The sequence below is a fragment of the Mycobacterium sp. genome, assembly GCF_032161845.1.
Lineage (GTDB): Bacteria > Actinomycetota > Actinomycetes > Mycobacteriales > Mycobacteriaceae > Mycobacterium.
In genome coordinates this window covers 1-14,638 of the sequence record NZ_JAVRQA010000401.1, presented here as the reverse complement: position 1 = coordinate 14,638, position 14,638 = coordinate 1, and the positions used below count along the sequence as shown (strand labels likewise).

14 protein-coding genes are annotated in these 14,638 nt (G+C 66.2%); 10 read left to right on the top strand and 4 right to left on the bottom strand.

All coding sequences use genetic code 11. The features are described 5' to 3' along the window. Together QOD90_RS21695 and QOD90_RS21690 are read left to right on the top strand one after the other, a co-directional pair. A partial coding sequence (locus QOD90_RS21695) for an acyl-CoA dehydrogenase family protein (RefSeq protein ID WP_526352910.1) occupies positions 1 to 1,041 on the top strand: 1,041 nt, incomplete at its 5' end. A gap of 1 nt (position 1,042) precedes the next feature. After that, positions 1,043 to 1,807, top strand: coding sequence for an enoyl-CoA hydratase/isomerase family protein (locus QOD90_RS21690; protein WP_526352908.1), 765 nt, complete (start codon positions 1,043 to 1,045; stop codon positions 1,805 to 1,807). Positions 1,808 to 1,922: 115 nt separating this feature from the next. Here QOD90_RS21690 and QOD90_RS21685 read toward each other — a convergent pair whose 3' ends face one another. After that, positions 1,923 to 2,675 (bottom strand): SDR family NAD(P)-dependent oxidoreductase, encoded by a 753-nt coding sequence (locus QOD90_RS21685; protein ID WP_526352906.1) that lies wholly within the window; start codon positions 2,673 to 2,675, stop codon positions 1,923 to 1,925. Further along, positions 2,672 to 3,436, bottom strand: a complete 765-nt coding sequence (locus QOD90_RS21680; protein ID WP_526352904.1) for an SDR family NAD(P)-dependent oxidoreductase — start codon at positions 3,434 to 3,436, stop codon at positions 2,672 to 2,674. Before QOD90_RS21680 ends, QOD90_RS21685 begins: the two co-directional genes overlap by 4 nt. Positions 3,437 to 3,590: 154 nt before the next feature. Between QOD90_RS21680 and QOD90_RS21675 the strand changes: the two genes are divergently transcribed. From QOD90_RS21675 to QOD90_RS21660, 4 genes are all read left to right on the top strand, one after another. Continuing rightward, positions 3,591 to 4,475 carry an ArgK/MeaB family GTPase gene (locus QOD90_RS21675; protein ID WP_526352914.1) on the top strand — a complete coding sequence of 295 codons (885 nt, stop codon included), beginning with the start codon at positions 3,591 to 3,593 and terminating at the stop codon, positions 4,473 to 4,475. Between the two features lie 76 nt (positions 4,476 to 4,551). After that, positions 4,552 to 4,977: a Zn-ribbon domain-containing OB-fold protein gene (locus QOD90_RS21670; protein ID WP_526352902.1), complete on the top strand. Its 426-nt coding sequence runs from the start codon at positions 4,552 to 4,554 to the stop codon at positions 4,975 to 4,977. A gap of 12 nt (positions 4,978 to 4,989) precedes the next feature. Beyond that, positions 4,990 to 6,135 carry a thiolase family protein gene (locus QOD90_RS21665; protein WP_526352900.1) on the top strand — a complete coding sequence of 382 codons (1,146 nt, stop codon included), beginning with the start codon at positions 4,990 to 4,992 and terminating at the stop codon, positions 6,133 to 6,135. A 57-nt stretch (positions 6,136 to 6,192) separates the two neighbouring features. Further along, on the top strand, positions 6,193 to 7,101 hold the full coding sequence (locus tag QOD90_RS21660; RefSeq protein ID WP_526352898.1) for an enoyl-CoA hydratase/isomerase family protein: 909 nt from the start codon (positions 6,193 to 6,195) through the stop codon (positions 7,099 to 7,101). Here QOD90_RS21660 and QOD90_RS21655 read toward each other — a convergent pair. Both QOD90_RS21655 and QOD90_RS21650 read right to left on the bottom strand, forming a co-directional pair. Beyond that, positions 7,085 to 8,728, bottom strand: a complete 1,644-nt coding sequence (locus tag QOD90_RS21655) for an FAD-dependent oxidoreductase (RefSeq protein WP_526352896.1) — start codon at positions 8,726 to 8,728, stop codon at positions 7,085 to 7,087. The genes QOD90_RS21660 and QOD90_RS21655 overlap by 17 nt on opposite strands. 20 nt (positions 8,729 to 8,748) lie before the next feature. Then, a complete protein-coding gene (locus QOD90_RS21650) occupies positions 8,749 to 9,456 on the bottom strand; it encodes an IclR family transcriptional regulator (RefSeq protein ID WP_526352894.1) in 708 nt (235 codons plus the stop codon). Between the two features lie 108 nt (positions 9,457 to 9,564). On the opposite strand from QOD90_RS21650, the gene QOD90_RS21645 reads away from it, so the two are divergent. The 4 genes from QOD90_RS21645 to QOD90_RS21630 form a co-directional block, all read left to right on the top strand. Beyond that, positions 9,565 to 10,431, top strand: a complete 867-nt coding sequence (locus tag QOD90_RS21645) for an alpha/beta fold hydrolase (protein WP_526352892.1) — start codon at positions 9,565 to 9,567, stop codon at positions 10,429 to 10,431. Beyond that, the gene (locus tag QOD90_RS21640) at positions 10,431 to 12,134 is read left to right on the top strand and encodes a bifunctional 3-(3-hydroxy-phenyl)propionate/3-hydroxycinnamic acid hydroxylase (protein WP_526352890.1); all 1,704 of its coding nucleotides are present in this window, start codon (positions 10,431 to 10,433) and stop codon (positions 12,132 to 12,134) included. The genes QOD90_RS21645 and QOD90_RS21640 overlap by 1 nt, the downstream gene beginning before the upstream one ends. After that, positions 12,082 to 12,999, top strand: coding sequence for a 3-carboxyethylcatechol 2,3-dioxygenase (locus QOD90_RS21635; RefSeq protein WP_526352888.1), 918 nt, complete (start codon positions 12,082 to 12,084; stop codon positions 12,997 to 12,999). Before QOD90_RS21640 ends, QOD90_RS21635 begins: the two co-directional genes overlap by 53 nt. A 59-nt stretch (positions 13,000 to 13,058) precedes the next feature. Then, positions 13,059 to 14,638, top strand: a 1,580-nt coding sequence (locus QOD90_RS21630; RefSeq protein WP_526352912.1) for an FAD-dependent oxidoreductase, incomplete at its 3' end; no start/stop codon positions are given.

Sequence of the window (14,638 nt, the reverse complement as noted above, 5' to 3'; positions counted from 1 at the left end):
CGCGGCTGGTTGATCGAACAGAAGGGCAAATTCCCCACCTCCGGGGATGAGTACTGGGCCAAGGCGGGGGAGTGGCACCAAGCGCTCTACGCCGCTGGCTTCTTCGGTACGTCGTGGCCTTCAGCGTATGGCGGGCAGGATCTTCCGCCCGTCTACGACGTGATCGTCGACGAGGAGATCGCCAAGGGCGGCGCGCCTGCCCGACCCAGCCTCGGCTATCTGGTCGTGGGCCTCAGCCACCATGGCGACGGGGCGCTCGCGAAGAAGTTCCTGCCAGGCATGATCAACGGCACCGAACGGTGGTGCCAGGGTTTCAGCGAGCCGGGCGCCGGTTCCGACCTCGCGTCGCTGACGACGACGGCCGTCAAGGATGGCGATGACTACGTCATCCACGGCCACAAGATCTGGACCAGTTACTCCGACGTCGCTGACTGGTGCCTGCTGCTGGCCCGCACGGACAAGGACGTGCCGAAGCACAAGGGCATCTCGGCGTTCATCGTCCCGATGCATCAGGGCGGTATCGAGCAGCGCCCGCTGAAGATGATCAGCGGCGTCACCAAGGAGTTCGGCCAGGTCGAGTTCGACGGAGCCAGGGTGTCCGCCGACAACATGGTCGGCGCACCGGGAGACGGCTGGAAGCTCGCGATGACAGTCGTCAGCCACGAGCGTGAACCGTCGACGCTGGGCTTCTCAGCGCGCTACGGAAAACTGGTGCGGCAGTTGGCTGCCCGCACCGATGGACCTGCACCTGCCGAGTTGTCGTGGGCCTGGGTGCAGACCGAGATGCTGCGGCTGCACGTGCGACGGCGGCTGTCCGAGCAGTTGGACGGCATCACACACGGGCCGCAGGGCTCGCTGGACAAGCTGCTGATGACGTGGGTCGAGCAATCCGTCGGCCACGCGGCGCTGGCCACCGTCGGCACCGGTGACCCGGAGTTGTTCGGTGCTTACATGTACAGCCGGGCCCAGAGCGTGATGGGCGGGACGTCACAGATTCAGAAGAACATCATCGCGCAGCGAATTCTAGGTTTAGGAGCCTGAGTTGTACGACTTGCCTGAGGAAATCGACGTCAAGGCCGATGGTGGCCTACGCATCATCACACTTAATCGACCCGACGAACTCAATGCGGTCAACGACGCGTTGCACGTCGGGCTAGCCAAGATCTGGGCCGCGCTCGACGAGGACGCCGATGCCCGGGCTGCGGTGATCACCGGCGCCGGCCGAGCCTTCTCGGCTGGCGGCGACTTCAACTACCTCGACGAGTTGCGCAACGATGAAGCGTTGCGCCAGAAGACGATCAAGCATGGTCGCGAACTGGTCATCGGCATGGTGCGGTGCCGCATCCCCGTGGTCGCCGCGGTCAACGGTCCTGCGGTGGGATTGGGCTGCAGCCTCGCCGCGCTGTCCGACGTCGTCTACATGGCCGAGAAGGCGTTCTTCGCCGACCCGCACGTGTCGATCGGTCTGGTCGCCGCCGACGGTGGCCCGCTGGTGTGGGGTTCGCAGATCAGCCTGTTGCAGGCCAAGGAGTTTGCGCTGACCGGCGTGCGAATCAAGGCGCAGCGAGCCGTCGAGCTGGGCCTTGCGAATCACGTCGTGGAAGATCCACTGGCCGAGGCCATCACGGCCGCCAAGAAACTCATCGAACTGCCGCAGCAGGCGGTCGAGGCCACCAAGCGGTTGATGAACATCCAGCTGGAGCGTTCGGTGATGGCGTCGTTGGATTACGCCAACCTCGCGGAGTACGTGTCCTTCGGCACCGCCGACTTCAACAAGATCGTGGACGGGCTGATCGCCAAGAACTAGCCCCGCTTTCCGCTTCCCCCTCCTCCAGTGAGCAGTCCGCAAGCGGCTCCAGCAAACGGCCCTGAAATCCGCAATTTCAGGGCCTTTTGCGTCTGCTCGCGTGGGAAGGCTCGCGCTAGAAGGTGAGGGACTCGCTGCGCTGGATGGTGCCGGTGATGCCAGTCGCGTCCTGAGAAGCGAGCAGCACCGCGGCATTGCCCATCGCCTCGGGCGGCTCGACCATCTCGGGTGGGATCTCGAAGCCGCCGCCTCCCGCCTGCCACCCCTCGGTCAGCACCACCCGGGACGGGCTGAGGCAGTTGACGGCGATGTTGTCGGGCTTGAGATCGGCGGCGAGCCCGAGGTACAGCCGTTCGGCGGCGGCCTTGGAGACCCAGTAGGCGTTGGCGCCCTGGTCCACCATGGTCACCCCGGTAGTCGTGACGGCCACCAGCGAGCCGCCGCCCCTGGCCCGGACGTTCGGGATGACGGCCTTGGTGACCAGGAAGACGCCGGTCAGGTTGACGTCGAGGCATAGCTGCCAGCGCTTCAGCGGCGTGGATTCGATTGGGCCGAGCCACAACACGCCCGCGTTGGCGATGAGGATGTCGATGCCACCGAACGCGGCGACGGCCGTCTCGACCGCGGCATTGACCGAGCTTTCGCTGGTGACGTCGCACGCGACGGGCAGCGCCCGTCCGCCCGCGGCAACGATGCCGTCGGCCACCGAACCGATGGTGCCTGGCAGCTTGCCCCGTTCCTCGGAACGTGCCGCGACCGCGACGGCGGCGCCGGCGGCTGCCAGGGACGCCGCGACCGTCGCACCGATGCCCCGACTGGCGCCCGCGACGAACGCCGTTTTTCCTTCGAGTGCGCGTCGCGCCGTCACTTGGGCGGGAACCGCAGCGCGCCGTCCAGGCGGATGATCTCGCCGTTGAGGTAGTCGTTCTCGATGATGCTCTGCGCGAGTTGGGCGTACTCGGTTGAGCGGCCCATGCGTTTCGGGAACGGCACCTGGGGGCCCCAGTACTGCTCGAGTTGATCGCCCGCCTTGCCATAGGCCGGAGTGTTGATGGTGCCCGGCGCGATCGTGACGACGCGGATGCCCAACGGGGAGAGGTCACGTGCCGCGACCAACGTCATGCCGAGTACGCCGCCCTTGGCAGCCGAGTACGGCAGCTGGCCGATCTGACCCTCGTAGCCTGCGATCGAGGCGGTGTTCACGATGACGCCGCGGCCGCCCTCTTCGAGTGGTTCGGTCCTGGCGATCGCCGCCGCCGACAGCCGCATCACGTTGAACACCGCCGTCAGGTAGAACTCGATCGTCTTCTTGAAGCCGTCGAGGTCCAGCGGGGAACCGTCCTTGCCGACCAGTCGGCCGCCGCTGGCTGGACCGCCGTGGGTGTCGACGGAAATCCTCAGCGGACCAAGCGATTCCGCTTCGGCGATGGCCGCGAGGACGGACTCCTCCGACGTGGCGTCGGTCTGCACGTAGCGGACGCCAAGTTCGCTTTCGAGCGCCTTGCCCTTGTCGTCGGCCATGTCGGCGACGACGACCTTGGCGCCTGCGCCGTGCAATCGCCGAACGGTCGCCTCCCCGAGGCCGCCTGCGCCGCCGACGACGATCGCGGAGTTGCCCTCGATCTGCATGTGGTTCCCCTTCTTGCAATTAACACTCTCGACTCGAGAGAATAGCATTCTCAACAACGGTGAAAGAAGCCCTGAATGCTTGAAGCCATCTTCGTCATCGGCTGGGTTGCTTCCACGGCGACGCGTGCCTGAACCCGTAGGCTCACCCCAGCTGATGAACATCGAAGAGCTCGTCGCCGCGGCGCGCAGCGGGTCCACCCGGGCGGCCGGTCGGCTGCTGAGCCTGGCCGAGAGCAGCAGTCGCGACGAGGTGCTCGCCGTAGTCGGCCACCGGCCAGTGCGCGTCATCGGCATCACCGGTCCACCAGGGGCAGGGAAGTCGACGACGATCGCTGTCCTCGTCGCCGCCTATCGCGGGCAGGGCAAGCGGGTCGCGGTACTCGCGGTGGACCCGTCATCGCCCTACAGTGGCGGCGCCCTCCTCGGCGACCGCATCCGAATGGCCGCCCACATCAACGATTCCGACGTCCTCATTCGCTCGGTGGCAACGCGCGGCCATCTCGGCGGCCTCGCCGAATGCGTGCCTGCGGCGGTCCAGGTGCTCGGCGCCCTGTCCTACGACGTAGTCATGATCGAGACCGTGGGGGTGGGACAGTCCGAGATCGAGATTGCGGCGATGGCTGATCCCACCGTCGTCGTGCTGAATCCCGGTGCGGGCGATGCGATTCAGGCGGCGAAGGCGGGCCTGCTCGAGGTGGCCGACATCGTGGCGATCAACAAAGCCGACCGCGAAGGCGCCGATCAGACCGTGCGCGACCTGCACGCCGAGACCAGCGCGCCGATCCTGAAGATCGTGGCGGCGCAAAACCAGGGCATCGCCGAATTGGTAGAGGCCATCGACGCGCATCTCCGTGCGGACAGCCCCGAACGTCGCGCGGCACGGGCCCGCGCGCAGGTGCTGTCCCTTGCGCAGAGCGCGCTGCGGGCGCACCCGGGTATCGACGCGCTTGCCGGCGAGATCGCCGAGGGCCGGCTCGATGTCTACACCGCGACGAAGGCCCTGCTGAACGACGCGGGACTTGCTGCCGAACCAAAATGAGAATGTGCTTTCCACTTTACAGAAAGCATGTTGTACGATTTCGTCAACGTATTCTTCGCGGTTCAGGAGGCGTCTCGTGCAAAAGGCGATAGATCCCGGTATCTCCACGTGGCCGGAGGAGAACCCGCAGCTGATTGGTAGCGGGTGTGGTGCCTGTGGCGCGACGGTGTTCCCGCGCCAGTCGCACTGTCCCAAGTGCAGCAAGGCCGCCATGAGTGACGTGCTGCTGCCGCGGCGCGGAACGGTGATCGCGTGGACGACGCAGGGTTTTCCGCCAGGTGCGCCCTACATCGGGGCGACGGGCAAGGAGTTCGTGCCGTTCGGGATGGGTCTGGTGCAGCTTGGTGACGTGGTGCGGGTCGAGGGGCGGTTGACCGAGAACGATCCGGCGAAGTTGTCGTTCGGCATGGAGGTCGAGCTAACGATGATCCCGTTCGCGATTGACGCCTCCGACCCAGACAACCCCGTCGAGGTCGTCACGTTCGCGTTCCAGCCGGTTTAAGGGAGAGTCACCGTGACCAATGACGTAGCGATCATCGGCGTCGGCATCCATCCGTTCGGCCGGTTCGAGAAGTCGGCAGTCGAAATGGGTGCCGAGGCCATCCAGTCCGCACTCGTCGACGCCGGAATCGAATGGGGCGACGTCCAATTCGGCTTCGGCGGCAGCCACGAGGTGTCCAATCCCGACTCGGTGACGCGGCTAGTGGGGCTGACCGGCATCACCTTCACCAACGTGTTCAACGCCTGCGCCACCTCAGCGAGCGCCATCCAGCAGACGGCCGACACCATCCGGCTCGGCAAGTACGACATCGGCATCGCGATCGGTCTGGACAAGCACCCCCGCGGTGCCTTCACCGACGACCCCGCGAAGCTCGCGCTTCCGCAGTGGTACGCGGAGAACGGCCAGTTCGTCACCACCAAATTCTTCGGTATGAAGGCCAACCGCTACCTGCACGAGCACGGCATCTCCGAGGAGACGCTGGCGAAGGTGGCGGCGAAGAACTTCCGCAACGGCGCGCTGAACCCGAATGCGTTCCGCCGCAAACCGATCTCCGAAGAGGACATCATGGCGTCGCCGGTGCTCAACTACCCGCTGCGGCAGTTCATGTTCTGTGCGCCCGACGAGGGAGCCGCTGCGGTGATCATGTGCCGCGGCGACATCGCGCACCGCTACACCGACAAGCCGGTCTTCGTGCGGGCCAGCGAGATTCGCACCCGACGCTTCGGTGCCTACGAGGTGCACGCTACCTCGTCGCCGCTCGAGGAGGACCTGTCGCCGACGGTGTATGCGGCTCGTGCCGCCTACGAGGCCGCCGGAATCGGTCCCGAGGACGTCGACGTCGCGCAGCTCCAGGACACCGACGCTGGCGCCGAGGTGATCCACATGGCCGAGACCGGGCTGTGTGCCGACGGCGACCAGGAGAAGCTGATCGCCGACGGCGCCACTGAGATCGGCGGATCGTTGCCGGTCAACACCGACGGTGGACTGATCGCCAACGGCGAGCCCATCGGCGCGTCGGGCTTACGACAGATGCACGAGTTGGTCCGCCAACTCCGCGGCGAGGCCGGCGACCGCCAGGTTCCCGGTGACCCGAGGGTTGGGCTGGCTCAGGTGTACGGGGCGCCTGGCACCGCGTCGGCGACCATCCTGTCGTTGTGAGCCGTCGTACCCCACCCCCTGCGGTAACGCCATTCTCCAAAGATTAGAGTCCGAAATATGGCCGACTACCGCTTCGTGACGTACGAGACCCTCGACGAGGGCACCATCGCCCGGATCATGCTCAACCGACCGGACCAACGCAACGCGCAGCAGCGCGGTCTCCTCGTCGAGCTCAACGAGGCGTTCCTGGAAGCCGAGGCAGACGACAAGGTTCGCGTCGTGATTCTTGGCGGCAACGGGCCGATGTTCTCGTCCGGTCATGACCTGGGCTCGAAGCAGTCGATGGCGGAGTACACGCCTGGCCCCGATCAGCACCCGAGCTTCCAGGCGAATGGCGCCACCAGGGAGGCCGCCGAGAAGGGGATGCTGCAGGAGTGGCACCACGTCGTCCAGAACACCCTGCGGTGGCGCAATCTGCGCAAGATCACCGTTGCGCAGGTGCACGGCGACGTGTACGCGGCCGCCCTGATGCTGATGTGGTCGTGCGACCTCATCGTCGCGGCCGAGGACACCCGGTTCGCCGACGTCGTCGGGACCCGGCTGGGCATGTGCGGTGTCGAATACTTCGCCCACCCTTGGGAGTTCGGGGCTCGAAAGACCAAGGAGCTGATGCTCACCGGCGACACGCTCTCGGTGGACGAGGCGTATCAGCTTGGCATGGTCTCGAAGGTCTTCCCCGTCGACGAGTTGTCCGACAAGACCTTGGAATTCGCCAGGCGGATCGCGAAGGTGCCCACGATGGCGGCGCTGCTCATCAAGGAGTCGGTCAACCAGACCCAGGACAACCAGGGCTTCTACAACTCATTGAACGCATGCTTCACCCTGCATCAGCTCAACCACAGTCACTGGTCGCAGGTGCATGGCGGTGGGTTCCCCGTCGCCAATGAGTCCGACGGCGTGCCCAATTGGCGTGATGCGCCGCCAGTGGTTCCCGCGCTGAAGGACAAAGTCAGGGCCGACGACTGAGGGCCTGCCCCACCCGGTAGCCGAACACCATTGCGGGACCTAGGGTTCCGCCCGCGCCACCGTAAGCCTTGCCCGTCACGCCTGCCATTGCATTGCCCGCGGCGTAGAGCCCGCGGATCACCTCACCATTGACGTGCAACACCCTGCCGTCGGCATCGGTCCTTGGACCTCCCTTGGTGCCCATGGCGCCGACGGTGACCGGTACGGCGAAGTATGGCGCGGTGTCGATCGGCCCGAGGGTCGCAAGCGCGGGCGTCGGGGCCGCAGTGTCACCCCAGTACCCGTCGTAAGCGCTTGAGCCACGGCCGAAGTCGGGATCGGACTCGGCCTCGACGTTGTGGTTCCAGGAGGCGATGGTGCGGGCCAACCCGGCTGGGTCGATGCCGGTCTTCTGGCCGAGCTCGTCGAGATCGGCTGACTTGCAGTACCAGTCGGGCACTTCGCCGTCGGGTTCGATGCCGAGGAAGCCGTACCTCTTGAGGTGCAGTGCGTCGAAGACGATCCAGGCGGGGTCGTTGAGGTAGCCGAAACGAGGGTCGAGGTGGTGGAAGGGCCCAGCCATCGAGTTGTACTCGCCGGCTTCGTTGAGGAACCGCTTCCCGGCCCGGTTGACGATGATGCTGCGGGGACGGGTGCGTTCGAGACGCACGCTGCGGCTGCGCTGATGCCCGTCGATGGTGTCGCCGGGGATCTGCACGATCGGTACCCACCACGCCTCACCCATGTTGGCCAGGTCGGCGCCGTGGGCCATCGCCATTCGCAGCCCGTCGCCGGTGTTGTTCGGCGGCGACACGGGGCCGTGCATGGGGCCGCGCAGATACGCCTCGACGAGTTTCGGGTCCCATTCGAAGCCGCCGGTGCCGAGTACCACTCCCCGATGGGCGCGCACTCGAATGTCCATGCCGTCGAGGCTGATTCGCACACCGCCGATCGCACCGGCTTGGGCCATCCCCGTGTCGCTTCGCTCCTGCCCGCCGGCAGCGATCAGCTCGACCGCGCGGGCGTCGGTGGTCGGTACCACGCCGAGGTCGAGGAGGCCCTTGAGCAGGCCGGCGATCAGCGCGGTGCCCGCCACGCAGAAGTCACCCGCGGCATCGTCGACGGAAGCGTGGATTCGCGCGCGCGTCTCGGCGTCGATGCCGACGTTGCTGAAATCGACGGGGAACGAGGTGATGCGGTCGCTCCAGGAACCCAGCCGCGCGAGGTCGAACGGTTTGGCGTTCATCGATCGGCCACCCGACGGGCGCCCGCCGGGCAGTTCCGGCTTGTAATCGGGAAAGCCTGCGGCGATCTCGAATTCGAGCCCGCTGTGCTTCTCGACGAAGTCGAGCATCTCGGGTCCGGTCCGCACGAAGGTCTCGACCAGTTCACCGTCCATTGCCCCGAGCGACTGCGCCTCGAGATAGCGCATCGCGTCGTGGACGGTCAGTTCACCGTCGGGGGAGCGGTGGTGCGCCGGGATCCAGACGATTCCGCCCGACACCGCGGTCGTGCCGCCGACGGTGTCGGCCTTCTCGTAGACCGCCACCGATGCGCCGCCAACGGCTGCGGTGAGGGCAGCGGTGAGTCCCGCGCCCCCGGTACCCAACACCACGACGTCGACCTCGAGGTCCCACTCGGTACTCACTGAAACATCCCTTCTACTTCTCAGCCGAGAATCTGCGAAAGCTGGTTGGCAGCCTTGATCACCGCGTCACGACCGCCGATCAGCGCGTCCTCGCGGTGCGAAATGAGGTTTATGCAGGTGGGCGGCGACGGCGGCTTGCGCCTCACCGGAACGGCGAGTCCGTAGGTGTCTGGCTCGACCTCGCCGTGAGTGATCACCCAACCCTGCTTGCGAGTGAGCGGCACCAGATCGCGTTCGTCGGGCCGCGGCGGCATGCACGCCAACAGGGCGATTCCCGCCGCGCCGCGTTCCAACGGGTGGCGACTGCCCTCATGAAAGGACAGTTGGTAGAAGACGAGAGTCGGCACGATGACCGCGATCGCCACCTGTTCATCCCCTTCGGCGACGAGCAGGGACACGGTCGCGCCGATGTCGTCGGCGAGGGTGCGCAGGGTCGGCACGCTCAGTTGGCGCAGGTTGTTGTCGAAGGAGGCACCGAGAACGGCCAACATCGCCGCGGGTCGGTAGCGCCCGTCCTCACCCTTCACCAGGTAGCGGTTCTGCGTCAGCGTGGAGAGCAGCCGGTAGGCGATCGTGCGGTGCACGCCCACGTGATCGGCGACCTGCTGCGCCGTCATCCCCGCCGGCGAGCTGGCGACGGCCTGCAGGGCGTTGAGGCCCCTGGCCAGCGTCTGCGATCCGGGCGCGAGTCGGTCGGTGCCCGACCCACCCTCCTTGACAGACGTCATCGTGAGAGCGATGCTCTATGGATAGTGCACATTAGTGTGCGATATTAGCACATATCACTTGCACTCGATGAGAATGCGATTTACATCACCGATGGCGAGAGGGGCCGCATGAGCGAGTACGAGAGCGTCTGGAGCGACCTCCAGGGCGTCCCGTTCTCACAGGGCTACCTCGACGTCGGAGGGGTGCGCACGCGGTATCTGCATGCTGGCGACCGGAGCAAGCGGACACTGGTCCTGCTGCACGGATCTGGCGGCCATGCCGAGGCCTACGTCCGCAATCTCGAGGCGCACGCCGAGCACTTCTCGACCTGGTCGATCGACATGCTCGGGCACGGTTACACCGACAAGCCGGGCCATCCCCTCGAGGTCTCGCACTACGTCGATCACCTGTTGGCGTTCTTCGACGCCATCGACGTCGAGCGTGTTCACCTGTCGGGAGAGTCGCTCGGCGGCTGGGTCGCCGCCCGCGCGGCATCCGATCATCCGGATCGCATCGATCGTCTGGTCCTCAACACCGCGGGCGGGTCGCAGGCCGACCCCGAGGTGATGAAGCGCATCATCGCACTGTCGATGGCGGCAGCCGAGAACCCTTCCTGGGAGACGGTGCAAGCCAGGATCAAGTGGCTGATGGCCGACAAGTCCAAGGACTACGACGACATCGTCGCCAGTCGCCAGCGCATCTACCGCCAACCGGGCTTCGTCGGGGCGATGAGCGACATCATGGCCCTACAGGATCCCGAGATCAGGGCACGAAACCTGCTCGGGCCCAAGGAATACGGCGCCATCACGGCCCCGACTCTGGTGCTGTGGACCAGCGACGACCCAACCGCGGACGTCAGCGAGGGCAGCCGGATCGCGTCGATGATCCCCGGCGCGCGCTTCGAGGTGATGCCCGACTGCGGACACTGGCCGCAGTACGAAGATGCCAAGACGTTCAATGCCCTGCACGTCGACTTCCTGCTCGGGCGGGATTGATGACGCCTTCGGACGAGGAGCACGTGGACGTACTGATCGTCGGCGCGGGGCCCGTCGGCCTGACCCTGGCCAACGTCCTTGGGCTCCAAGGCGTCAGCACGCTCGTCGTCGACGAACGGGACAGCCTGATCGACTACCCCCGAGGTGTCGGTCTCGACGACGAAGCGCTGCGGACGTTCCAGTCGATCGGCGTGGTCGAGCACGTACTGCCACACACCGTGCCCAATCAGATCCTTCGGTTCTACGACGGCAACCGGCGACTGCTTGCCGAGATGGCCCCTCCCGACGCGCGTTTCGGCTGGCCCAAGCGCAACGGCTTCGTCCAGCCCATGGTCGACGCCGAGTTGCTCCGTGGCCTCGAGCGCTTCGACTGTGTCGAGGTCGCCTGGAGTCGCGCGATGGAGTCGTGTGAGGAGACCGCCGACGGCGTGCGGGTCGCCATCGCCGGCGAGACCGTGCCGATCTCGGCGCACTACGTCGTGGGCTGCGACGGAGGGCGAAGCACGACGCGCCGCCTGATGGGTGTGTCGTTCGAGGGCACTACCTCCGCGACGCGCTGGCTCGTCATCGACCTCGCCACCGACCCGCTCGGTCATCCCAACAGCGAGGTCGGCGCCGACCCGAAACGGCCCTACGCCTCCATCTCGATCGCACACGGAATTCGGCGGTTCGAGTTCATGATTCACGCCGACGAGACTGACGAACAGGTCGAACAACCCGACTTCATCGCCAGCATGTTGGCGCCGTTCCTCCCTCACCCCGAACGCGTCGACGTGATCCGGCATCGGGTCTACACCCACCACTCCCGCATTGCGAGCGCGTTTCGAAAGGGCCGGATGTTGCTGGCCGGCGACGCGGCGCACCTCATGCCGGTGTGGCAGGGGCAGGGCTACAACAGCGGCATCCGCGATGCGGCCAACCTCGGATGGAAGCTGGCCGCGGTGGTCAAGGGCGAGGCCGACGACCCGTTGCTCGACACCTATGACGCCGAGCGACGCAAGCACGCCAGGGCCATGATCGATCTGTCGACCATGGTGGGTCGCGTCATCTCGCCCACCAACGCGAGGGTTGCGGCATTGCGCGACAGAGTCATTCGCGCGGCGTCGGTGGTGCCGACGCTCAAGCGGTACATCCTCGAGATGCGGTTCAAGCCGATGCCGCGTTACGAGCAGGGTGCCATCGCCCACCTGACACCGCCATCGGCAACCTCGCCGACGGGCACGTTGTTCATTCAGCCGCGGGTCGATACCCGCGAGGCACAGAACGTGCTGCTCGACGACGTGATCGGGCCCGGGTTCGCCGTGCTGGCCTGGAACAACAACCCGCGGGCCCTTCTCGGCGACGTCGCCATCGCGCGGTGGAAGGCACTGGGCGCAACCTTCATCGCCGCCAGGCCACTGACCCAGTTGCACTGGACCGGCCACGACGACTCCGAGGTCACCATCGTCGGCGACCGCACCGGAGCGCTGAAGTCGTTCTTCGACGCGCACGCCGAGTCGGTGCTCTTCCTGCGGCCCGACCGGTGCATTGCCGCCGCCGGCATCGCTCAGCTTGCGCCCGAGTTGAGCGCCGCACTCTTCGACGTCCTCTGTCTGAGCAAGGGAGGTAATGAATCCCATGAAAACCGAGAAGCCATTGGCCCTGTGCTGCATGTCGCACAGTCCACTGCTGAATCTGCCGGGACCGTCACCAGAACTCCTTGACGACATCGACTCCGTCGTGACCGAAGCCCGCGCGTTCGTGCGCGAGTTCGACCCCGAACTGGTGGTGATCTTCTCGCCGGACCACTACAACGGCTTCTTCTACCGACTCATGCCGCCATTCTGCATTGGCACCGCCGCCACGGGCGTCGGTGACTACGGCACCCATGCGGGCCCACTGAACGTGCCTGCAGACATTGCGACGGCATGCGTGGAGTCGTTGTGGGACAACGGCATCGACGTGTCGGTCTCGGCGAGTATGGATGTCGACCACGGGACCGTCCAACCCCTGCAGTCGCTGTTCGGCGACATCGGTTCAGTGCCGGTGCTGCCCGTGTTCATCAACTCCGTCGCCACCCCGCTCGGACCGCTCAAGCGCACCAGGGCGCTCGGCACTGGCATCGGCCACTTTCTGGCGACCCTCGGAAAGCGGGTCTTGGTCGTGGGCTCCGGTGGGCTGTCGCACGATCCGCCCGTGCCAACCTTGGCGACGGCGCCACCGGCTGCGCTCGGGCGCATCGTGCACGGCGAACCCATGACCGCCGAGCAGCGCAGTGCCCGCCAGACCGCGGTGATCGACGCCGCTCGCGACTTCGCCAACGGCGAGAGTCCACTGCGGCCGCTCAACCCCGACTGGGACCGCGCGCTGCTCGAACTGCTCGACACCAACCGGGTCGCCGACGTCGATAGCTGGTCGAACACTTGGATCGCCGCCGAGGCGGGCAACTCGGCCCATGAAGTACGCACGTGGATAGCGGCTTTCGCGGCGCTGGCCACCCAGGGGCCGTATGAGACCAAGCAGCGGTACTACCGTGCCGCGCCCGAATTGATCGCCGGCTTCGCGGTCCGAACGGCGGTGAGCTCGTGACCGATCCGACCTTCGACCAAGAGGTCGACGTCCTCGTCGTCGGTTCCGGCGGCGGCGGCATGACCGCCGCGCTCAAGGCCGACGCCGATGGACTCGACACCCTGATCGTCGAGAAGTCGCCTCAGTTCGGCGGTTCCACCGCCCTGTCCGGTGGTGGCATCTGGGTGCCGGGAGCGCCATCTCAGCGGCGGGCCGGATACGTCCCGGTACCCGACGACGTCTTCGGGTATCTGAAGAAGATCACCGACGGCATGGTCAGCGATGCGCGGTTGCGGCAGTACGTCGACGCTGGCCCGGAGATGATGGAGTTCCTGGAGAAGACGAGCCCGTGGTTCGACTTCGTCTGGAAGCCGGGGTACGCCGACTACTACCCCGAGCTTCCCGGCGGCTCCGAGCGCGGCAGCACCATCAACGTGCCCGAGATCGACCTGCGCAAGCTCGGCGAAGAAGAGCACAATCTTCTGACCCCCCTGGCGATGGCGCCAAGGGGAATCTGGTTCGCGCCCAAGGATCTGCGACTTTTCTACCAGGTGCGGCAGAACTGGCGGGGCAAGGCCGTCCTGCTAAAGCTCATCTGGCGGATGTTCCGGGCCAGAGTGTTTGGCGACCGGATGGCGGCCATCGGGCAGTCCCTGATGGCGCGGATGCGACTGGCGGTGAAGGACCACGACATTCCGCTGTGGCTCGACGCGCCAATGACGGAGTTGATCACCGACGTCGACGGCAGGGTCGTTGGTGCCATCGTCGAACGCAACGGCACAGCCCAGCGCATCGGCGCTCGGCACGGCGTCGTCCTTGCCTCGGGTGGCTTCGATCACGACATGGCCCGGCGCCGCGAACACCTGCCCGAACTCGAGAAGGACTGGAGCTTCGGCAATCCCGCCGCCACGGGGGACGGGATCCGGGCGGGGGAGAAGGTGGGTGCGTCCACCGACCTTCTCGACGAAGCATGGTGGTTCCCGGCCATGTGCTGGCCCGACGGCAGGCTGCAGTTCATGCTCAACGAGCGGATGATGCCTTCGCAGTTCGTCGTCAACGGTGACGGCAAGCGGTTCATCAACGAGGCCGCGCCCTACATGGACTTCGCGCACGCCATGATCGACGGGGAACGCACCGGCGTCAGCCACATACCGTGCTGGCTCGTCACCGACATCCGCTCGTTTCACCGCTACGTCGTCGGCGGTCACCTACCGATCCCCAAGGTGCCGTTCGCGCCGGTACCCACCGGACGGAAGGTGCCCAAGGCGTGGCTGGAGTCCGGTGTAGTCAAGGAAGGCAACAGCTTCGAAGAGCTGGCCGGCCAAATCGGGGTACCCGCCGACCAACTGCGCCGGACCGCTGACCGGTTCAACGAGCTGGCCGGCAAGGGACACGACGACGACTTCAATCGCGGGGACAGCGCGTACGACAACTACTACGGCGATCCGACGCTGCCCAACCCCAATCTGCATCCCCTCGGCAAGGGCCCCTACTACGCATTCCAGATCATCCTCGGGGACCTCGGAACGTCGGGCGGACTTCGCACCGACGAATTCGCCCGCGTCCTTCGTGAGGACGACACGGTGATCGACGGGCTCTACGCGACCGGCAACGCCACGGCGGCGGTGATGGGCCGGAGTTATGCGGGAGCAGGCGCGAC

What these genes read in the sequence shown, in the direction of transcription:
- QOD90_RS21680 (WP_526352904.1), bottom strand. Translation starts at nt 3,436, where the DNA reads ATGCAGATCGAGGGCAACTCCGCGATCGTCGTCGGCGGCGCAGGCGGC.
- QOD90_RS21640 (WP_526352890.1), top strand. Translation starts at nt 10,431, where the DNA reads ATGACGCCTTCGGACGAGGAGCACGTGGACGTACTGATCGTCGGCGCG.
- QOD90_RS21660 (WP_526352898.1), top strand. Translation starts at nt 6,193, where the DNA reads ATGGCCGACTACCGCTTCGTGACGTACGAGACCCTCGACGAGGGCACC.
- QOD90_RS21635 (WP_526352888.1), top strand. Translation starts at nt 12,082, where the DNA reads ATGTCGCACAGTCCACTGCTGAATCTGCCGGGACCGTCACCAGAACTC.
- QOD90_RS21650 (WP_526352894.1), bottom strand. Translation starts at nt 9,456, where the DNA reads ATGACGTCTGTCAAGGAGGGTGGGTCGGGCACCGACCGACTCGCGCCC.
- QOD90_RS21645 (WP_526352892.1), top strand. Translation starts at nt 9,565, where the DNA reads ATGAGCGAGTACGAGAGCGTCTGGAGCGACCTCCAGGGCGTCCCGTTC.
- QOD90_RS21675 (WP_526352914.1), top strand. Translation starts at nt 3,591, where the DNA reads ATGAACATCGAAGAGCTCGTCGCCGCGGCGCGCAGCGGGTCCACCCGG.